At 43.0% G+C, this 16,010-nt stretch carries 16 protein-coding genes; 12 read left to right on the top strand and 4 right to left on the bottom strand.

The genetic code is table 11. The features are described 5' to 3' along the window. The 12 genes from JUI58_RS19090 to JUI58_RS19035 form a co-directional block, all read left to right on the top strand. Positions 1-213 (top strand): hypothetical protein (locus JUI58_RS19090; RefSeq protein ID WP_204105401.1); only part of this gene is annotated, 213 nt, incomplete at its 5' end. Beyond that, positions 174-1,160: a hypothetical protein gene (locus JUI58_RS19085; protein ID WP_204105400.1), complete on the top strand. Its 987-nt coding sequence runs from the start codon at positions 174-176 to the stop codon at positions 1,158-1,160. The genes JUI58_RS19090 and JUI58_RS19085, both read left to right, overlap by 40 nt. Positions 1,161-1,228: 68 nt before the next feature. After that, complete coding sequence (locus tag JUI58_RS19080) at positions 1,229-3,097, top strand: HAMP domain-containing sensor histidine kinase (protein WP_204105399.1); 1,869 nt, start codon at positions 1,229-1,231, stop codon at positions 3,095-3,097. A 4-nt stretch (positions 3,098-3,101) separates the two neighbouring features. Continuing rightward, the gene (locus JUI58_RS19075; RefSeq protein ID WP_204105398.1) at positions 3,102-4,775 is read left to right on the top strand and encodes an AarF/ABC1/UbiB kinase family protein; all 1,674 of its coding nucleotides are present in this window, start codon (positions 3,102-3,104) and stop codon (positions 4,773-4,775) included. A gap of 27 nt (positions 4,776-4,802) precedes the next feature. After that, entirely contained in the window at positions 4,803-5,183 is a 381-nt protein-coding gene (locus JUI58_RS19070) for a gamma-glutamylcyclotransferase (RefSeq protein ID WP_204105397.1), read from the top strand. A 49-nt stretch (positions 5,184-5,232) separates the two neighbouring features. Further along, positions 5,233-5,766, top strand: coding sequence for an RDD family protein (locus JUI58_RS19065; protein ID WP_204105396.1), 534 nt, complete (start codon positions 5,233-5,235; stop codon positions 5,764-5,766). A gap of 42 nt (positions 5,767-5,808) precedes the next feature. Then, positions 5,809-6,003, top strand: coding sequence for a 50S ribosomal protein L33 (rpmG, locus tag JUI58_RS19060; RefSeq protein WP_204105395.1), 195 nt, complete (start codon positions 5,809-5,811; stop codon positions 6,001-6,003). A gap of 63 nt (positions 6,004-6,066) precedes the next feature. Beyond that, on the top strand, positions 6,067-6,282 hold the full coding sequence (gene rpsR, locus JUI58_RS19055) for a 30S ribosomal protein S18 (protein WP_204105394.1): 216 nt from the start codon (positions 6,067-6,069) through the stop codon (positions 6,280-6,282). A gap of 177 nt (positions 6,283-6,459) precedes the next feature. Continuing rightward, entirely contained in the window at positions 6,460-8,187 is a 1,728-nt protein-coding gene (locus JUI58_RS19050) for an AarF/ABC1/UbiB kinase family protein (RefSeq protein ID WP_204105393.1), read from the top strand. Between the two features lie 321 nt (positions 8,188-8,508). Next, positions 8,509-8,814, top strand: coding sequence for an HU family DNA-binding protein (locus tag JUI58_RS19045; protein WP_204105392.1), 306 nt, complete (start codon positions 8,509-8,511; stop codon positions 8,812-8,814). A gap of 13 nt (positions 8,815-8,827) precedes the next feature. Further along, entirely contained in the window at positions 8,828-9,910 is a 1,083-nt protein-coding gene (gene cobD, locus JUI58_RS19040; RefSeq protein WP_204105391.1) for a threonine-phosphate decarboxylase CobD, read from the top strand. 51 nt (positions 9,911-9,961) lie between these two features. Then, positions 9,962-11,371 carry an NAD(P)/FAD-dependent oxidoreductase gene (locus tag JUI58_RS19035; RefSeq protein WP_204105390.1) on the top strand — a complete coding sequence of 470 codons (1,410 nt, stop codon included), beginning with the start codon at positions 9,962-9,964 and terminating at the stop codon, positions 11,369-11,371. Between the two features lie 65 nt (positions 11,372-11,436). On the opposite strand, the gene JUI58_RS19030 is transcribed toward JUI58_RS19035, so the two are convergent. The 4 genes from JUI58_RS19030 to JUI58_RS19015 form a co-directional block, all read right to left on the bottom strand. Next, positions 11,437-12,876: an isochorismate synthase gene (locus JUI58_RS19030; RefSeq protein WP_204105389.1), complete on the bottom strand. Its 1,440-nt coding sequence runs from the start codon at positions 12,874-12,876 to the stop codon at positions 11,437-11,439. A 220-nt stretch (positions 12,877-13,096) separates the two neighbouring features. Further along, positions 13,097-14,275 carry an ABC transporter permease DevC gene (gene devC / locus JUI58_RS19025; RefSeq protein WP_204105388.1) on the bottom strand — a complete coding sequence of 393 codons (1,179 nt, stop codon included), beginning with the start codon at positions 14,273-14,275 and terminating at the stop codon, positions 13,097-13,099. A gap of 149 nt (positions 14,276-14,424) precedes the next feature. Beyond that, complete coding sequence (locus JUI58_RS19020; RefSeq protein WP_204105387.1) at positions 14,425-15,642, bottom strand: ABC exporter membrane fusion protein; 1,218 nt, start codon at positions 15,640-15,642, stop codon at positions 14,425-14,427. Between the two features lie 178 nt (positions 15,643-15,820). After that, positions 15,821-16,003, bottom strand: coding sequence for a hypothetical protein (locus tag JUI58_RS19015; RefSeq protein ID WP_204105386.1), 183 nt, complete (start codon positions 16,001-16,003; stop codon positions 15,821-15,823). Positions 16,004-16,010 lie beyond the last annotated feature (7 nt).

Raw genomic sequence — 16,010 nt, 5'->3', positions numbered from 1 at the left:
CCTGTAATTCCGCCGCATAAACGCGAATGTGGCGCGTGGTTGATTTTAGAAGCATCAGAATTTTTTCTCCGAATGAAATTGCGCGTTATTCCCATCAGGGTATTCTACCCGTTTTTTGGTAGAGTTAAACCAAGTATGGGGAATCGGTTATTTCCGACGTGGCAAGGCAAAATATGGATGAAATCGCAAAACAAGCTCATGAAGGAAGTGTAGCGGCGATCGTACAGATTATGAACGATCGCCTCGCTGACATGGGGGTAAGAACTCGAGCCGTTCTAGAAAAGGGCATCCTGCAAGTTCTCTGTGAAGCCAAAGAAAGCGAACAACTCCAACAATCTGTCCTGATTGAGCAGTTACAGGAAATTTTAGAGGCGATCGAACCGCAAAACCTGCGCCGCGTCAATATTTGCGGTCGTATTGCCAATGAACAGCAACTCATTTGGCTCGAAGATGTCCATCGCAACCCCGAAAATCCACTTCTGTGGTCCCAACAGATCGTTCTTCGCAAAGCCAGTATTTTCCAAAGATTGTTCCATAACCGTCAGGATGATCGCGACGGAAACGCGGAAGTGCGATCGCCGCAAAAATCGACTTCCATCCAACTCTCATCAAACTTTTCTTCTCGTTCATCATCCAAGATGCGTAATATTTTAGGGATGTTGGTGTTATGTACAGTCAGTTTTTTGGCAGGATTGGCTTATAACAATTGGCGCGGGCAAAATTTGGATTTTTCCCAATTAATGGGAATCCTTCCCTTCTTTAAGTCTTCTGTATCGTCGGTTTCTCCTGCGGCTCCGATCGCCCAAACCACTGAATCTCCAGCCGAGGCTCCTGTTGCTTCTGCACCCTCTCCCGTTCAAACTGTTACCCCCACAACACTTGTACTGCCGACTCCCAACGACTCTAATGCTCTCAGGACAGAGGCAGATCCTTTTTCCGAAGCAGTACGATTGGCAGAAGAAGTTTCCCTAAAGGGTCAAACGGCTCAAACCAAGGCTGAGTGGCTTGATTTATCCGCTCAGTGGCAAAAAGCCTCGGAGTTGATGAACTCGGTGCCTCGAGAAGATTCTCGCTATAATGTTGCCCGCGATCGCGTTGAGTTCTATCAAAAAAATAGTGAAGTGGCTCGCACTCAAGCGCAAAAGCAGGATAATAATTGATAGTTGATAATTGATAGTTGATAGTGAATAGTTGATAATTTTGAGAACATTTCGGGAAGATTAGTGACATGAATGAGCTAGACTCCCACAAACTCGGGCAAGAAATTCTCAAATTGCTTCTCCCTACTCCTGATCCTCCTCTTCTTCTCGCAAGAATTGCTCGGGCGATCGGCCAACAGTTGAATGCAATGGTTTGTTTACTGGTTAGCGATCGCCGGGACCTCGAATTGGGAACAAATGGATATTGGTGTACAGAAAGCTATCTTCCTCAACAAGACAGCCTTAAAAAGCAATTATTGGCTCAACTGTCTGGGCAAAATTCAAGTTTTTCTCTTCCTTTAAAATGCGTGCTTATGATCCCTACGCCTTCCGATGGAGCTATTATTTTGGGGGGAGATTTGCAAGATAAATGGCAGGATTTACAAGCCAAGACACTAGAAGCGATCGCCAATGCCGTAGCGATCGCTTTCTCTCAAGTTCGACTTCAACAGCAAAGTTACCTCAATCAGGCCTATCAGGTTCTTTTAGAACAATTTCACGGCATCAATGCGGCTCAACCCGACTTCGACCTTGCTCTGGCGACAACAGCAACAGCCCTACAGGTGGAACGAGGGGCGATCGTGCTTTTAAAATACAAAGATCCCCTCTACAATCAACAGGATTCTAAGGCGATTCCCCGAGCCAATTGCACTATTGCCCATCAATGGACGGCAAGGAAAGGCATTGCTAAAATTGGTGCAGCAGAAGAAAACTTTAAATTGTCCGATTGTCTCTGTTGTATTACCGCTTGGCAACAGTCTCCCCAACCTTTTGCGATCGATACCTTCTCTAAGTCTAATCCCAACAATAAATCCGACAGTCTCATTCCTAGTTTTTTGCATCCCGATCGCTTTCCCGCTTTATTACTTGTTCCTCTCATTGGTACGGCCAGTAATTCTTCCTTAGTGCTAGGGTTTTTCCTCTTTCAACGCGATCGCCCCTATCGCTGGCAAACCAGTGAAATGACTTTAGCGCGTTGGGTAGGCGCTCAAATTGCCACGGCGACGATTTACGATCGCACCATTAAGCAAGTACAGTCCTTGGTAACAAAACGGACGGCTCAATTGCAAGGCAGTTTAGAAGTTCAAGCCAAACTCTACGAACAAACCCGCAAACAGGTAGAGCAATTGCGCCAATTGATCGAACTTAAAGATGAATTTCTCGATTCTGTAAGCCACGAGTTGCGAACCCCTTTAACGACGATGAAACTGGCGATTCAAATGCTTCGTCAACCTGGACTTCCCCCCGAGCGTCAAGGCAAATATCTGGAATTATTGGAGCGGGAATGGGGGCGAGAATATAATCTCATTCAAGATTTACTAGCACTACAAAAGCTAGAAACTCATCAAATTAATCTACAACTGAGCCAATTAAATCTTCAGGAAATTGTGGAAGAATTATGGGGAGCTTGTCGCGAAACATGGACAGAGAAAGGATTAGAATTGGCCGTTCGCTACGGTGGAGAAGATAATCTCGATACCTCCTTGTTACTTTATTCCGATCGCGACAGTTTGCAACGCATCTTACAAGAATTACTGGCTAATGCCCAGAAATACTCCGATCCCGACAGTACGGTTTATGTAGAAATCGATCGCCTCTCTACCCCCCAGTTAGCCTCAGAAACGAGCAAAAAAGGCGATCGCATCACCATCGCAATTGTGAATACTGGTGCAGGTATTGCACCGGAAAATATTGAGAGTATTTTTGAGAAATTTATGCGCGGAAAAGAAGCAAACCAACAGGCGATCGCGGGAACAGGTTTGGGCTTGGCTTTAGTAAAAGGGCTGGTACAGCATCTTAATGGCACAATTGAAGTATCGAGTCGCATTGCTGACCAAAACCAGCGCGGTGAAACCAAGTTTACCCTCGTTTTACCGCAATTTCCCCTGCAAAAATAATCCTATGAGTGCATCCTTGAAAACCCCACGTTGGCAGCAAGCAAAATATTCACCCTGGCAGCGCAAAATCGATGTTTTTAGCGTTGCTACTCGCTTTTTTCTGGCCTTGGGATGGGACAAAATAACAGGAAATTCTTCAGAAAAACAGCAACATCGTCATGCTCGTTGGTTAGTAACACAATTGTTGGAATTGGGTCCAACTTTCATCAAAATTGGTCAGGCACTTTCGACGCGATCGGATTTAATTCCTCTGCCTTATATTGAAGCCTTGGGACAATTGCAAGATCGCGTCCCTCCTTTTCCCACCCAAGAAGCGATCGCCGTTATCGAAACTAATTTAGGGAGCAAGATTTCAGAGTTATTTAGTGAATTTGAAGAGACTCCCATTGCGGCTGCTAGTTTGGGACAAGTTCACCGCGCCATTTTACCAACGGGAGAAAAGGTAGCGATCAAGGTGCAGCGTCCAAGATTAGAACGCTTATTTAATCTTGATTTTGCAGTATTACACCGCTTAATTAGCCTGCTCGAACGCTATTTTCCCAAGGTCAAAAAATATAATTTAGAGCATCTCTATCGCGAGTTTTTTGAGTTACTCTACCAAGAAATTGATTATATTCATGAAGGAAAAAATGCGGAGAGATTCCAGAGCAATTTTCGCGATTATCCTAATATTATTGTCCCGCGAGTATACTGGCGTTATACTGCACCACAAGTTTTAACATTAGAATACTTACCAGGAATTAAAATTGACGATCGCGCTTCTCTTGAATCTCGCAATTTTAATCCCGATCGCGTCATTCAAACGGGAATTGCTTGTTATCTCAAGCAACTTTTAGAAGATGGTTTTTTTCAATCAGATCCTCATCCTGGAAATATGGCGGTTAATGAGCAAGAAAAGATTATTTTTTACGATTTTGGCACAATGTCAGAAGTAAAAAGCATGGCCAAAGATGAGATGATTAATACTTTTTTTGCGGTCATGCGAAAAGATACGGATGCAGTGGTACAAAGTTTAGTTTATATGGGATTGATCGAACCGCTACAAGATATGTCTCCCATCAAGCGTTTAGTGGCTTTTGTTTTAGAACAATTTCGTGAAAAGCCCATCGATCTGCGAGCTTTTGAGCAGATGAGTAGCGAAGTTTATTTAATGTTTGAAAAACAACCTTTTCGCTTGCCATCGGAAATGATGTTTGTGATTAAATCAGTTTCTACTCTTGATGGCATTGCTCGCGCACTCAATCCCCAATATAATTTAATTGCCGCTAGTCAACCCTTTCTGAAAGAATTAACCCAATCTGCTCGTAAAGGCAACTTAATTCGTCAAACCTTCCGACAAGCAGGAACATTAATCCGCGATCGCGTCAATCGCCCCAGTCGGGTAGAATTAGCCATTCAAGATTTACAGGAAAGACTCGATCGCGGCGAAATTGAATTTCAAGTCAAATCAGAAACCAGCGATCGCGCCCTGAAGCGCATTAATTTAGCAGTAAAATGTTTAATTTATACCTGTTTATCAGGATTCTCTCTCATTTCGGGAATACTCCTTGTGATCGGAGGAATTGCCAATTGGGGAATAGTTATCTTCTGTTTCTCAGCATTTTGGTTTATGATTCTCTTGCGTTCCCTGATGCAATTAGCTGTGCGAGAACGATTGGATAAGTTTGTAGAAAAATAAAAATTAAGGCATAACTAATAAAGACGAATGAAAACAATTAATTTAGCTGTCAATGGCACATTAATGCGAGATTTAGAACTCAACCAAAATTTGCTCAAGGTTGGTGCAAAATTTGTCCAAGAAGCCAAAACAGAACCCACTTATCGATTATGGTCAATTGATGATAAATATCCCGCCATGCAGCGCGTAAACGAATCAGGAACTAACATTGATGTTGAAATTTGGGCAGTTCCTTTAGAAGGACTCGCACAAATCTTATTGCAAGAACCTTCCGGTTTATGTATTGGCAAAGTTCGCCTCGAGCATGGAGAAGAAGTGCTTGGAGTTGTTGCCGAAGCAATTGCTTGTGCAGGAAAACAAGAAATTACAACTTATGGTGGTTGGCGCAATTATATTCAAATAAGATAAGTTTGGGAACAAACTGGCACGATCTCATCTTCCCCGCAACTCAAAACCAATGGAACCCGATCTCCTTCCCCCCAAAAAATTTCCTCGCGTTCCCTTTGAACGGCGTTTTTACGCTTTTGCCATCGATTTAACCCTGACATGGCTACTGAGTTCCTTTGCTGGGAAAGGTGCCGTACAAGCGATCGTCTTCTTCTTAGCTTGGATTCTCCTGCGAGTAGTGGTTGTGGATAAAAATCAAGGTCAAAGTTTGGGTTCCTGGTGTATGGATATCAAAGTTCTCGATCTACGCTTCCGCAAAGTACCGGATTTATTCGCCCTTGCCAAGCGAGAAGGGTGTTTGGGAGGATTAGCCACCTTTGCCGCGATCGGCTTTAATCTCTTCTTTATCAATCCTTTTTCTACCCTTTTGCTGGTTTCTCCCCTCATTATCGATTGTGCGATCGCCTACGCTGACGACGACTGGAATCAAGCCTTTCACGATCGCTTCTTCGGTACCGTCATGGTTCAAACCAAGCGAGGATATTCCCTCGATATTCGCTTGCGAAGATTCCTTGCAGATTTGCGCTATCGTATGCGAAGATAGAAAGCTGCGTTGAAATTAGGAACGGATGGAATTACTGAGATTATGGCAAGCAAAAAGGGCGCTAGAATCATCATCACCTTAGAGTGTACGGAATGTCGCACTAACCCCGACAAGCGATCGAACGGGGTTTCCCGCTATACAACAATGAAGAATCGTCGCAATACCACCGGACGGATGGAATTGAAGAAGTTTTGTACTCATTGCAATAAGCATACCGTTCACAAAGAAATCAAATAATCGCTTATTCGGTAAAAACCTTTCCCGACTCGATCCCCTAAAAATTAGTACAAAAGAACAATCATGGCTTATTACCGCAAACGTCTTTCTCCAATTAAACCAGGAGATCCCATCGATTATAAGGATATTGAATTACTCCGCAAGTTCATTACCGAACGCGGCAAAATTCTGCCCCGTCGTATTACGAATTTAACCGCAAAGCAACAACGAGATTTAACCTTAGCGATCAAGCGGGCTAGATATATGGCACTTTTACCCTATATCAATATTGAAAGCTAGAGCAAATTACCGGGTTAGGTTTTTGGTCTAAAAAGCGATCGCCTTGGCGATCGCTTTTCACTTTTTGGCGATCGCCTAACTTGACAAATAGGTTTAAGTCATGAGATAGCGTGATAGAATTAACAAAAATAGAGTGAAGTTAAAGAATCTTTGCACTCGATGAGGTCAAACAATCTTGTGAGTCAATATCAATTTGTTGCCGATGACGGTCAGCCCCTGCGACAAGGGCGATCCCAGCGTTACGATCCCCAAGCGACCGCCAAATACTGTCGCTACAGACCTTGGTTAGTCTTCTGGCGAGCCTTCACCATCTTCTGGTATCTGGGTGGCTTTGTCCTTCGCTTCCTCCTCGATCGCTGGCGAAACGTAAATGTTATCGAAAAAAACAAACTGAGACGCGCAGCCGATTTGCGTCAAACTCTCACCAAGTTAGGAACAACCTTCATTAAAGTCGGTCAAGCCCTCTCCACTCGGCCAGATCTGATCCAGAAAGATTTTCTTGCTGAACTCGTTAAATTACAAGATCGCCTTCCTCCCTTCAACAACGCAACGGCTTTCGCAATTATTGAGGAAGATTTAGACCGCACCCCAGAGGAAATCTATCGGGAAATCTCCCCCCATCCCATTGCAGCAGCCAGTCTCGGACAAGTGTATCAAGCCATCCTGCACAGTGGGGAAAAAGTTGCCGTTAAAGTACAACGACCGAATTTACGCCCGACAATTACCCTTGACCTGCATTTAATGAGATGGGCAGCCAGTTGGATCGCACCCTGGCTGCCTTTAAATATCGGTCACGATCTAACCTTAATCGTTGATGAATTCGGAACTAAGCTATTTGAAGAAATTGATTACTTCAACGAGGCACGTAACGCTGAAATATTTGCCACTAATTTTCGCGACGATCCCACGGTTAAGGTTCCGGAAATTTACTGGCGCTATACCGGACTTCGTGTCCTAACTTTAGAATGGATAGATGGCTTTAAACTCACCGATACAGAAAGCATTGAAGCAGTAGGCGTAGATCCCAATGAAGTCATTAAAATTGGGGTTATTTCTGGACTGAAACAACTCTTGGAATTTGGCTTTTTCCATGCTGACCCCCATCCTGGGAACTTATTTGCTCTGTCAGACGGACGCATGGCTTATATTGACTTTGGCATGATGGATCAGCTAGATGAATATACCAAGGAAACCCTAGCCGCTTCTGTGGTTCATCTCATCAACCGCGATTTTTATCAACTGGCCGATGATTTTAAAGCACTGGGATTTTTAGCCTCGGATACTGATATTACTCCGATTATTCCCGCCCTAGAAAAGGTGTTGGGCAATGCGATGGGAGAAAAGGTGAAAGACTTCAATTTTAAAACCATTACCGATGAGTTTTCCGAGTTGATGTATGAGTATCCTTTCCGGGTTCCGGCGAAATTTTCCCTGATTATCCGATCGCTGATTACCCAAGAAGGATTAGCGCTGACATTAGATCCGGAATTTAGTATTGTTGAAATTGCTTATCCTTATGTTGCCAAACGATTGCTGCGAGGGGAATCTGCGGCTATGCGCCGTCGCTTATTAGAAGTGCTGATTCAGGATGGGAAATTTAAGTGGGAAAGATTGGAAAATATGCTGGCGATCGCGCAAAGCGATGGCAATTTAGACCTCCTTCCTACAGCGCAATTGGGGCTACAATATCTTCTTTCGGAAGAAGGGCGCTATTTACGGCAGCAAATCTTATTAGCCCTGACAGAGAACGATCGCCTACACACGCAAGAAGTACAGCGACTTTGGGACTTAGTAAAAGATGAGTTTCAACCCCATCGCATTTTTGATGTGGCCTGGAATACCATTAAGGAAATTTCCAGCGAACAAGTTACCGCTTTAATGACCTTGGGGAATGGAAAAGGATGAGAGAGGAGGAGTGAGGGATAAATTTTCTTCTTCCCTGTTCTCTTCCCTCATCATTACAAATGAACTATAATTGGCGGAGAAAGCGTTCAAATTGCTAATGAATGGAGAGAAAATCAAGAAAGAACCTTAAAATCCAGACTTTATGCGATCCAAAGTTAGCTGTATGCGCTTAAAATAATTCAGTGAATCTTTGAGCCTATGGGGATTTCAGTAATTTTATCAATCCTAGTGGTTGAGAAATCTTCCAAGGCTTTTATTGACTGAATTTGCCAACGGAACAGATTCGTTCTATTTAACAAACGCAACACGGGAGATTATTTCATGAACAAAGGGGAACTAATAGATATGGTGGCTTCCCGGACCCAAGTTACCAAAAAAGATGCTGATGCAATCATTACTGCCATCATTGAGACGATCATGGAGACTGTCGCCGAGGGAGAAAAGATAACTCTTGTCGGATTTGGCTCTTTTGAAGCTCGCGATCGCAAGGAACGAGAAGGACGCAATCCCAAAACGGGGGAAACCATGCTGATACCTGCGACTAAAGTTCCCGCTTTTTCACCGGGTAAAAAATTTAAAACTGAAGTAGCTTCTAAAAAAGCTGCTGCGGCTACCGACGAAACTTAATTTTTGTCCCCCGATGAGCGAGATTTCCCAGAGACCCAAGCATGGGGGTAATCTGAATTGGGCTGCTGCGATCGCCGATTGTTCCACCGATATGATCTTGGATTTTTCGGCCAGTATCAATCCTTTGGGTCCCCCCCAGAGTGCGATCGCGGCAATTCAAGACAGTTTAACTTCCCTTTCTAGCTATCCCGACCCCCAATATCATCAGCTACGTTCGATTCTTGCTCAATGGCACGATCTCCCCAAGGATTGGTTCTTACCTGGGAATGGGTCGGCGGAACTTCTGACTTGGGCTTGTTGGGAACTTGCTCACCAGGAAAAGGTAGTTTTGTTAACTCCCGCCTTTAGCGATTATCAGCGCGGTTTACAGGCTTTTTCTGCCAATGTGGAGCAGCATTCCCTGATGGAAAGAGGAGAATTTTCTTTTTCTCTCTTTCCTCTTTCTACGTCGAGCAGGGGTAAAAGGGGATTATTATTAAATAACCCTCACAATCCTACGGGCAAACTTTGGTCAATTGACGAAATTTTGCCCCTTTTAGATTGTTTTGAGGTTGTGGTTATTGATGAAGCCTTTATGGACTTTCTCTTACCTTCACAGCAACAAAGTTTGTTGGGGTATATTCAAGATTTTCCTCACTTAATTATATTGCGATCGCTGACAAAATTTTATAGTTTACCAGGGCTGCGTTTGGGCTATGCCATCGCCCATCCCGATCGCCTCCAACGGTGGCAAAAAATGCGAGATCCTTGGTGTGTGAATGTCTTAGCTGCGGCCGCAGGAGAGGCTGTGTTAGGCGATCGCGCATTTCAACGGCAAACTTGGGACTGGTTGACCCCCGCACGGGATTTTCTTTATCGCAGTTTAAAAGCATTACCTGGTCTCGATCCAGTGATGGGAGCCGCCAATTTTTTGTTAGTGAAAAGTCAATATTCTTGTTCTCAATTACAATTACAATTATTAAAGCACGATAAAATTTTAATTCGAGATTGTTTGAGTTTTCCTGAATTAGGCGATCGCTATTTTCGTATTGCTGTTCGTTCTGCTCCAGAAAATCAACGATTGGTTCAGGCATTATCGTTGGTGATAAAGACATAGAGAACGGGAGAATATAAACCTAAAATCTTTCACTATTGTAATTCTTGTAAAATGTCTGGCGAATACGATTTAGTTATTATTGGGTTTACTCCTGAAGGGATTTACACTGCTTTAAATGCTGTATCTCTGAATGCTCGTGTTGCCTTGGTTTCTCAAAATTGTCAAGGAGAGAATCATGCTCTTTATCGCTACAGTTTGAGGGAGATAGGTAGGCACTATGAGGAAGGGAAAAAGGCGGCAAAAGTTGCTATTTCTGGACAGATTAATGAGATTAATTTAGAAACTGAGATCGCAAGGAGGGAAAGCGCGATCGCGACTATTGCTGAAGGTGATTCTCCTGCTATTTTAAGTGCTGCGGGAGTTGATTTTATTGAGGGAATGGGGGAGTTTTGTCGCCGTCCCCAATTAGCTTTTATCGTTGCTGGACGAAAACTGCGATCGCGCTCTTACATTGTAGCAATGGGAACTCGCCCCTGTCTTCCCGAACTGAAAAGTTTACAGGAAGTTGGCTATTTAACCGCCGATCTTCTCTGGCGATCGCCTACTTTACAACAATTGCCACAAAGTTTAGCAATTCTTGGGAATACGTCTTTTGCATTAGAACTGGCTCAAAGTTTAGTACGTTTAGGAAAAACGATTACTTTGGCGATCAACACCCAAATTTTACCCCAAGAAGAACCAGAAGCGGCTCGTTTAATTCAAGCACAATTAGAGGGAGAAGGTATCGAGCTTTTAAACTATAGTTCTGTAACGCAAGTTAAGAAAATCGGAGCGAAAAAATGGCTTCAAATTGGCGATCGCGCCATTGAAACCGATGAAATTATTTGGGCTGCTGGTTGCCAACGGAATTTAGAGGGCTTGAATTTAGAAGCATTTGGAATCGATCCTGTGAGTCCAAATATCAACCCCAAGTTACAAACTTGTAATTCGCAAATTTATATTTGTGGTAGTATTGAGGATGAATTGGAGTTATCTTCTCGCTCTCAATATGAGAGCGATATTGCGCTGCATAATGCCCTTCATTTTTCTACTCGCAAAGGCGATCGCGATCGCCTTCCTCACCTTGTCTGCACCGATCCCAATCTAACCCGGATTGGTTTAACTGAAAATCAAGCACAACAAAAATATGGAGAAAATAAGATTGTTGTCTATCATCGTTATTTTAAACAAGTTTCTCTGGCTCTTCTCAGGGAAGAAACAACTGGTTTTTTAAAAATTATACTCAATCGAAAAGGTGCTATTTTAGGTGCAACAATTGTCGGTTCTCAAGCAACAGAATTAATTAATTTATTAACTTTAGCCAGACAAAACCAGATTAGTATCGATCGCTTGGCTGAACTATACCCCATTTCCCCGAGTTTTTCGGAAATAATCTGGCAAACTGCTAGAGATTGGCAGCGCGATCGCCTCACAAAAAACTCGTTACAAAACTATATTCGCCATCTTTGGCTCACTCTATAACGATGGCTGAAAGTTTTAGAGCCTTCTGAGATTAACCGTTTTTGAGTCTACCAAGGTTCACCGCTTTAAATCAAGGCTCGGCGCATGGCTTGGAGCTTGAGGCGAACTTCCGCCAATTCTCGTTCGGGATCGGAACCAGCCACAATACCGGCTCCCGCGTAAAGTCGAGCGCGATCGCCAGCAATAGCAGCCGAACGAATACCCACGATAAACTCACTATTGCCTCGGGCATCAACCCATCCTAACGGGGCTGCATATAAGGCGCGATCGAAGTTCTCGTAACGACGAATGCGATCGCAGGCTATTTGGGTAGGAACTCCAGCAACGGCAGGAGTGGGGTGCAGTTTGGCTACAATATCGAGAGGATGCAAATTTTGGGGTACTCGGGCGGAAATCTGTACGTGCAGGTGTTGAATATTATCCAATTGTAGGACTTGCAAAGGCGATCGCCGAACTTGCAAGCCGAGTTTTTCAAGGCACTGTAAAATAAATTCGCTTACGGCTTGATGTTCTCGCTTATCTTTTTCGCTCTTGAGTAATTGTTGAGCTAATTGGGTGTCTTCTCTGGGGGTTTTTCCACGGGGTGCAGAACCCGCTAAAGCATCGGTAATTAATTGCTGGTTTTGCAAGCCGATCGCGCGTTCTGGACTTGCACCAATAAAACGATAACCGCGATCGTTACCGATCGCAAAAAGATAGCAATTGGGATAATTTTGGCGTAAATTTTGCAGCGATTCAATAATTCTAAAAGGCACTGGAGAAATGAGATCGAGAGGATGAGCTAAAACGATTTTACTCAGTTGATGCTTTTGAATAGATTGCAGAGCAGATTTAACGGCAATCTTAAAATTATCTTCGTTGCGTATTTTTTCCTGAAGATTAAAATAGGTTTGCGGTTGCGGAGTAGAACTTAAAATATTGAGACGAAATTGACAAATTTTCTTAATAGTTCGCGTTATTTCTTCGACGGCTAATTTAATATTAAGGGTTTTAGTTATGGCAATATTGGCCACAAAAAAACAACAATTATTTTTGCGTATAACTTGGAATTGTGGGAGAAAAATTGTCGCGACGGGAAAGGGATAAGCAATACTATTAGAAGTGGGGAAAAATGTAAAACTAGAAAAAAAATAAGGGTTCGCTTCACTTTGAGTAGAACTTTGTGGATAAACAATTTGTTTTAAACAATCTTGCATAAAGTTCCGAGTGCGAACAAAGCGATCGCCAGAAGAAGAACTATCAGAAGAATCAATTTCTAACAATTTTACCGCTCCATGACCAAAAACTGCTTCCCGTGTTTTCGGATGTTCCCAATAGAAATGTTGGCGATCGTCTCGGAGGAGACATTGAAAAGCAGCAAGAGGATCGATGTCGTTAAGGGGTTGAGAAAAGCTGGCTATTTTAGCAATATTCGTGCGACAATACTGTTCGTAACAAGCATAGAGAAACTGATAAATTGCTTTCTCCTCTTGAAGTAAATCAATTGACTGACTTTTAACAACCATGCGACTGCAAATATAAACAAATGTAAAAAAAAGTAAATTTTGGCTCTTGGCTATTGTTTTTATTCACTTTATGTGCTGCCAAAGTATTTGCAAAAATCGGCGATCAGTGTTGTTAATCATCGGCAATATTCCCTGCAATTTGACAATCTAGGGGTTTATTTTCATATTTCCTCGAGTTATAAAATACAGAAACCCGTAATTCTGCAACAAAACGTTACCTTTAGAAAATATCTGCCGGATCTGCCGCATTGAGTTTCCGCACGGCGATCGCGCCAGATCCCACGCACATAATAACAGTTAAAATCAATACGGTGGTTGCTTTAGCGACATCCATCACAACAGGCAAAGATGTAGCATTCGTCGTCAATAAATAGAGAAAATTGGAGAGGGCAAAACCAGGCAAATATCCCACTAAAGCTAAAATAATTGCTTCTTGGAAAACAACTTGGAGTAAATAAAAATCCGTATATCCCATTGCTTTTAAGGTTGCATATTCTGGCAGATGATCGGCAACATCAGTATAGAGAATCTGATAAACAATCACCATCCCCACGATAAATCCCATCCCTGCCCCTAAAGTAAAAATAAAACCGATCGCGGTACTTTCTTGCCAGTATTTCTTTTCAAAATCAATAAATTCTGCTTGAGAAAGAACTAAGACATCTTGAGGAATCAAAATATTGTTCGCATTAGGAACATAGAATTCCTCGCGAATTTTCGCTAGAATTGCTTCTGGATCGGCTCCTGCTTGAACTTGAATCACTCCTACTTCGATGAGATCGGGATTGCGTTCCTCAAAAATACGTCCATAATTGAGATCGCTGGTAATAATATTTCCATCTGCGCCAAAAGAAGCACCTAAACTAAATAAACCTCCGATCCTAACTCGTCTTCCTGCGACTTCTGTTTCTACTGTTTCTCCGCGATCGAAAAGTTCTCCTATCGGTCCAAATTCTGCACGGGATAGGCGATCGAAAAGAATAAAGTCTTCTAATTTAATAATCTCCAAATTTTCCTGCATTTGTGGCAGATCGATGATATTCTCAACGGGATTGATACCGATGACCATAATGCTTCGGGTTGAGCGATTTTCAGGATTTTTCCAGAGTGCAAAGGCGATATGAATGGGATAGACAGCTTTTACATTTTCAATCCCTAAAACCTGATGCAAACGTCGCTTGGAAAAGTTATCCATCGCGATGAGTGCTGTTGATTGTGGACTGATGAGAAAAATATCTCCTTTAACTTTTTTATGAAAAATAATAGAACTTTCAAACAGTGCATCTTGAAAGCCAAACTGCATAAACATGAGAATATCAGCAAAGCTAATTCCTGCTAAAGCAATCAGCAAGCGCATTTTTTCATGGGTGAGTTGCATCCAAGCGAGAGGAATTTTCATAATAGTCGGTCTTACTCAAATTATTTACTAGGACTTACGCATTAGCGGGCAAGATACCCGCACTACCATAACAATAGAATACGGTAGTGGGAGCGTCTCGCTCCCTGGAATATTATTGGATGAATATTATTGGATTGCGTAAGTCTTATTTACAATAAAATTTCAACTAACACTTTAGCATTAGTTAAACCAGAGACTCTCTGACTATCTTCAGGAGAAAGCAGAATATCTACTTCAACGACGCGGGCATCAACATCAGCAGCCGGATCAGTATCGAGTACATCTTTTTTGCCAATTTGTAAACCAATATTACTAACTTTTCCCCGTAATTCTCCCTCAAAAGAACCATTTTCGCTTTTAATAATTGCTTCGCGATCGATGCGAACTCGACTAATATCGCTTTCATAGACTTCAGCAACCACAACCATGCGATCGGTTTTGCCGATCGCGATAATTCCCTCTCCTGTTTCCGTCACTTCCCCAACATGGGTGTTAACTTCTAGTATTTGTCCGGTGATGGGCGATCGCACCACGCTCAATTCTAAATCTTCTTGGGCTTGACGGACGGCAGATTGAGCTAAGTCTACACTGGCTTGAGCTTGGCGAATTTCCACGGGACGCACCTCGCTAATACGATCTAAATTGGCGATCGCCTCGCGAATTTGCCGATCTAAAGTTGCCTCAGTCCGAATTTTATTCTCTTTAGCTTCCGTAACCCGCTCTCGAGTTGTAGCCAGAGTTAATGCCCTCGTATCGCGTTCCGAGGTAGAAATTGCCCCCTCCTGATATAACTGTTCGTAACGTTTGTACTCTGTTTCCGCATTGCGTAACTCCGCTTCAATGCGAGACACCGTTGCCGCTTGGGTGGCACTCTCCCCCCGTAATTGTTCCTGTAAACGCTGAATCGTCGCCTGCTGCGCGGTGATTTCCCCTTGTTTGGCTCCCGCCTTGACCACCGCTAAATTCGCCTCAGCAACGGCGACATCCTCCTTAGCGCGATTAACCGCAGCGTTGAGGCGATCGTAGCTGTCGAGTTGAGCAATAATCTGATTGACGCGAACGCGATCGCCTTCCCCCACCAATAAGCGTTCAATTTTTGCGCCTCCAGTAGTGGAAGAAGGAGAGGCGGCCACTTGAATCACCTCTCCCAACGGTTCGAGCCTCCCTAATGCCGTCACTGCTTCGATTTTGGGCAATTCTGGGACTTCCGATTCTTCAGCCGTCGAAGGGGATAACTGTTGTAGGGTTCTGACGCTGTAAATGGCTGTCGCACCCACAACCAGAAGACCGCCAATAGACAAACCGATAATCCATCCTTTGCCTTTTTGTGTAAATAGCGATCGCTTTACCCCGAGTTTGTCATTCATAACAGAACTAATTCTCCTCAATGCTTATCTTAGCGCGAGGATGGAACGCAAGGAATCTTGTAACCTTGGAAAAAAATTAAGAAGAAGTTGAAAGTATTTTGAGTAAATAATTGTTATCTAAAGCGGCTCGATAACGCTTCATTATTGCATCTGATGGGTTTACCCTAGATCAATTGTCTTAACATCCCATTTCTTCTCCTGCTGGAGGAACAATAAGTTTGGCAGCTTCTATTGCTTCTTCCGGAGTTTCTACTAATTGATCTAAACGATAGAGTAAATATTGTGCTTCAGCATCATTTTTCTCCGTTTGCACCATTAAATAAAGTTTTAATTCTTTCAATAAACTTTGAGAAATATCCATTATTTAA

It is taken from the genome of Spirulina sp. CCY15215 (assembly GCF_016888125.1).
In the GTDB taxonomy this organism is placed as follows: Bacteria; Cyanobacteriota; Cyanobacteriia; order Cyanobacteriales; family Spirulinaceae; genus CCY15215.
This window is presented reverse-complemented; position numbering and strand designations above follow the sequence as displayed.

Bases quoted from the DNA above. Each gene is read 5' to 3' on its own strand.
- JUI58_RS19035 (WP_204105390.1), top strand. From the start codon at position 9,962: ATGTCTGGCGAATACGATTTAGTTATTATTGGGTTTACTCCTGAAGGG.
- JUI58_RS19020 (WP_204105387.1), bottom strand. From the start codon at position 15,642: ATGAATGACAAACTCGGGGTAAAGCGATCGCTATTTACACAAAAAGGC.
- JUI58_RS19070 (WP_204105397.1), top strand. From the start codon at position 4,803: ATGAAAACAATTAATTTAGCTGTCAATGGCACATTAATGCGAGATTTA.
- devC (WP_204105388.1), bottom strand. From the start codon at position 14,275: ATGAAAATTCCTCTCGCTTGGATGCAACTCACCCATGAAAAAATGCGC.
- rpmG (WP_204105395.1), top strand. From the start codon at position 5,809: ATGGCAAGCAAAAAGGGCGCTAGAATCATCATCACCTTAGAGTGTACG.
- JUI58_RS19015 (WP_204105386.1), bottom strand. From the start codon at position 16,003: ATGGATATTTCTCAAAGTTTATTGAAAGAATTAAAACTTTATTTAATG.
- rpsR (WP_204105394.1), top strand. From the start codon at position 6,067: ATGGCTTATTACCGCAAACGTCTTTCTCCAATTAAACCAGGAGATCCC.
- JUI58_RS19075 (WP_204105398.1), top strand. From the start codon at position 3,102: ATGAGTGCATCCTTGAAAACCCCACGTTGGCAGCAAGCAAAATATTCA.
- JUI58_RS19045 (WP_204105392.1), top strand. From the start codon at position 8,509: ATGAACAAAGGGGAACTAATAGATATGGTGGCTTCCCGGACCCAAGTT.
- JUI58_RS19085 (WP_204105400.1), top strand. From the start codon at position 174: ATGGATGAAATCGCAAAACAAGCTCATGAAGGAAGTGTAGCGGCGATC.
- JUI58_RS19080 (WP_204105399.1), top strand. From the start codon at position 1,229: ATGAATGAGCTAGACTCCCACAAACTCGGGCAAGAAATTCTCAAATTG.
- JUI58_RS19030 (WP_204105389.1), bottom strand. From the start codon at position 12,876: ATGGTTGTTAAAAGTCAGTCAATTGATTTACTTCAAGAGGAGAAAGCA.
- cobD (WP_204105391.1), top strand. From the start codon at position 8,828: ATGAGCGAGATTTCCCAGAGACCCAAGCATGGGGGTAATCTGAATTGG.
- JUI58_RS19065 (WP_204105396.1), top strand. From the start codon at position 5,233: ATGGAACCCGATCTCCTTCCCCCCAAAAAATTTCCTCGCGTTCCCTTT.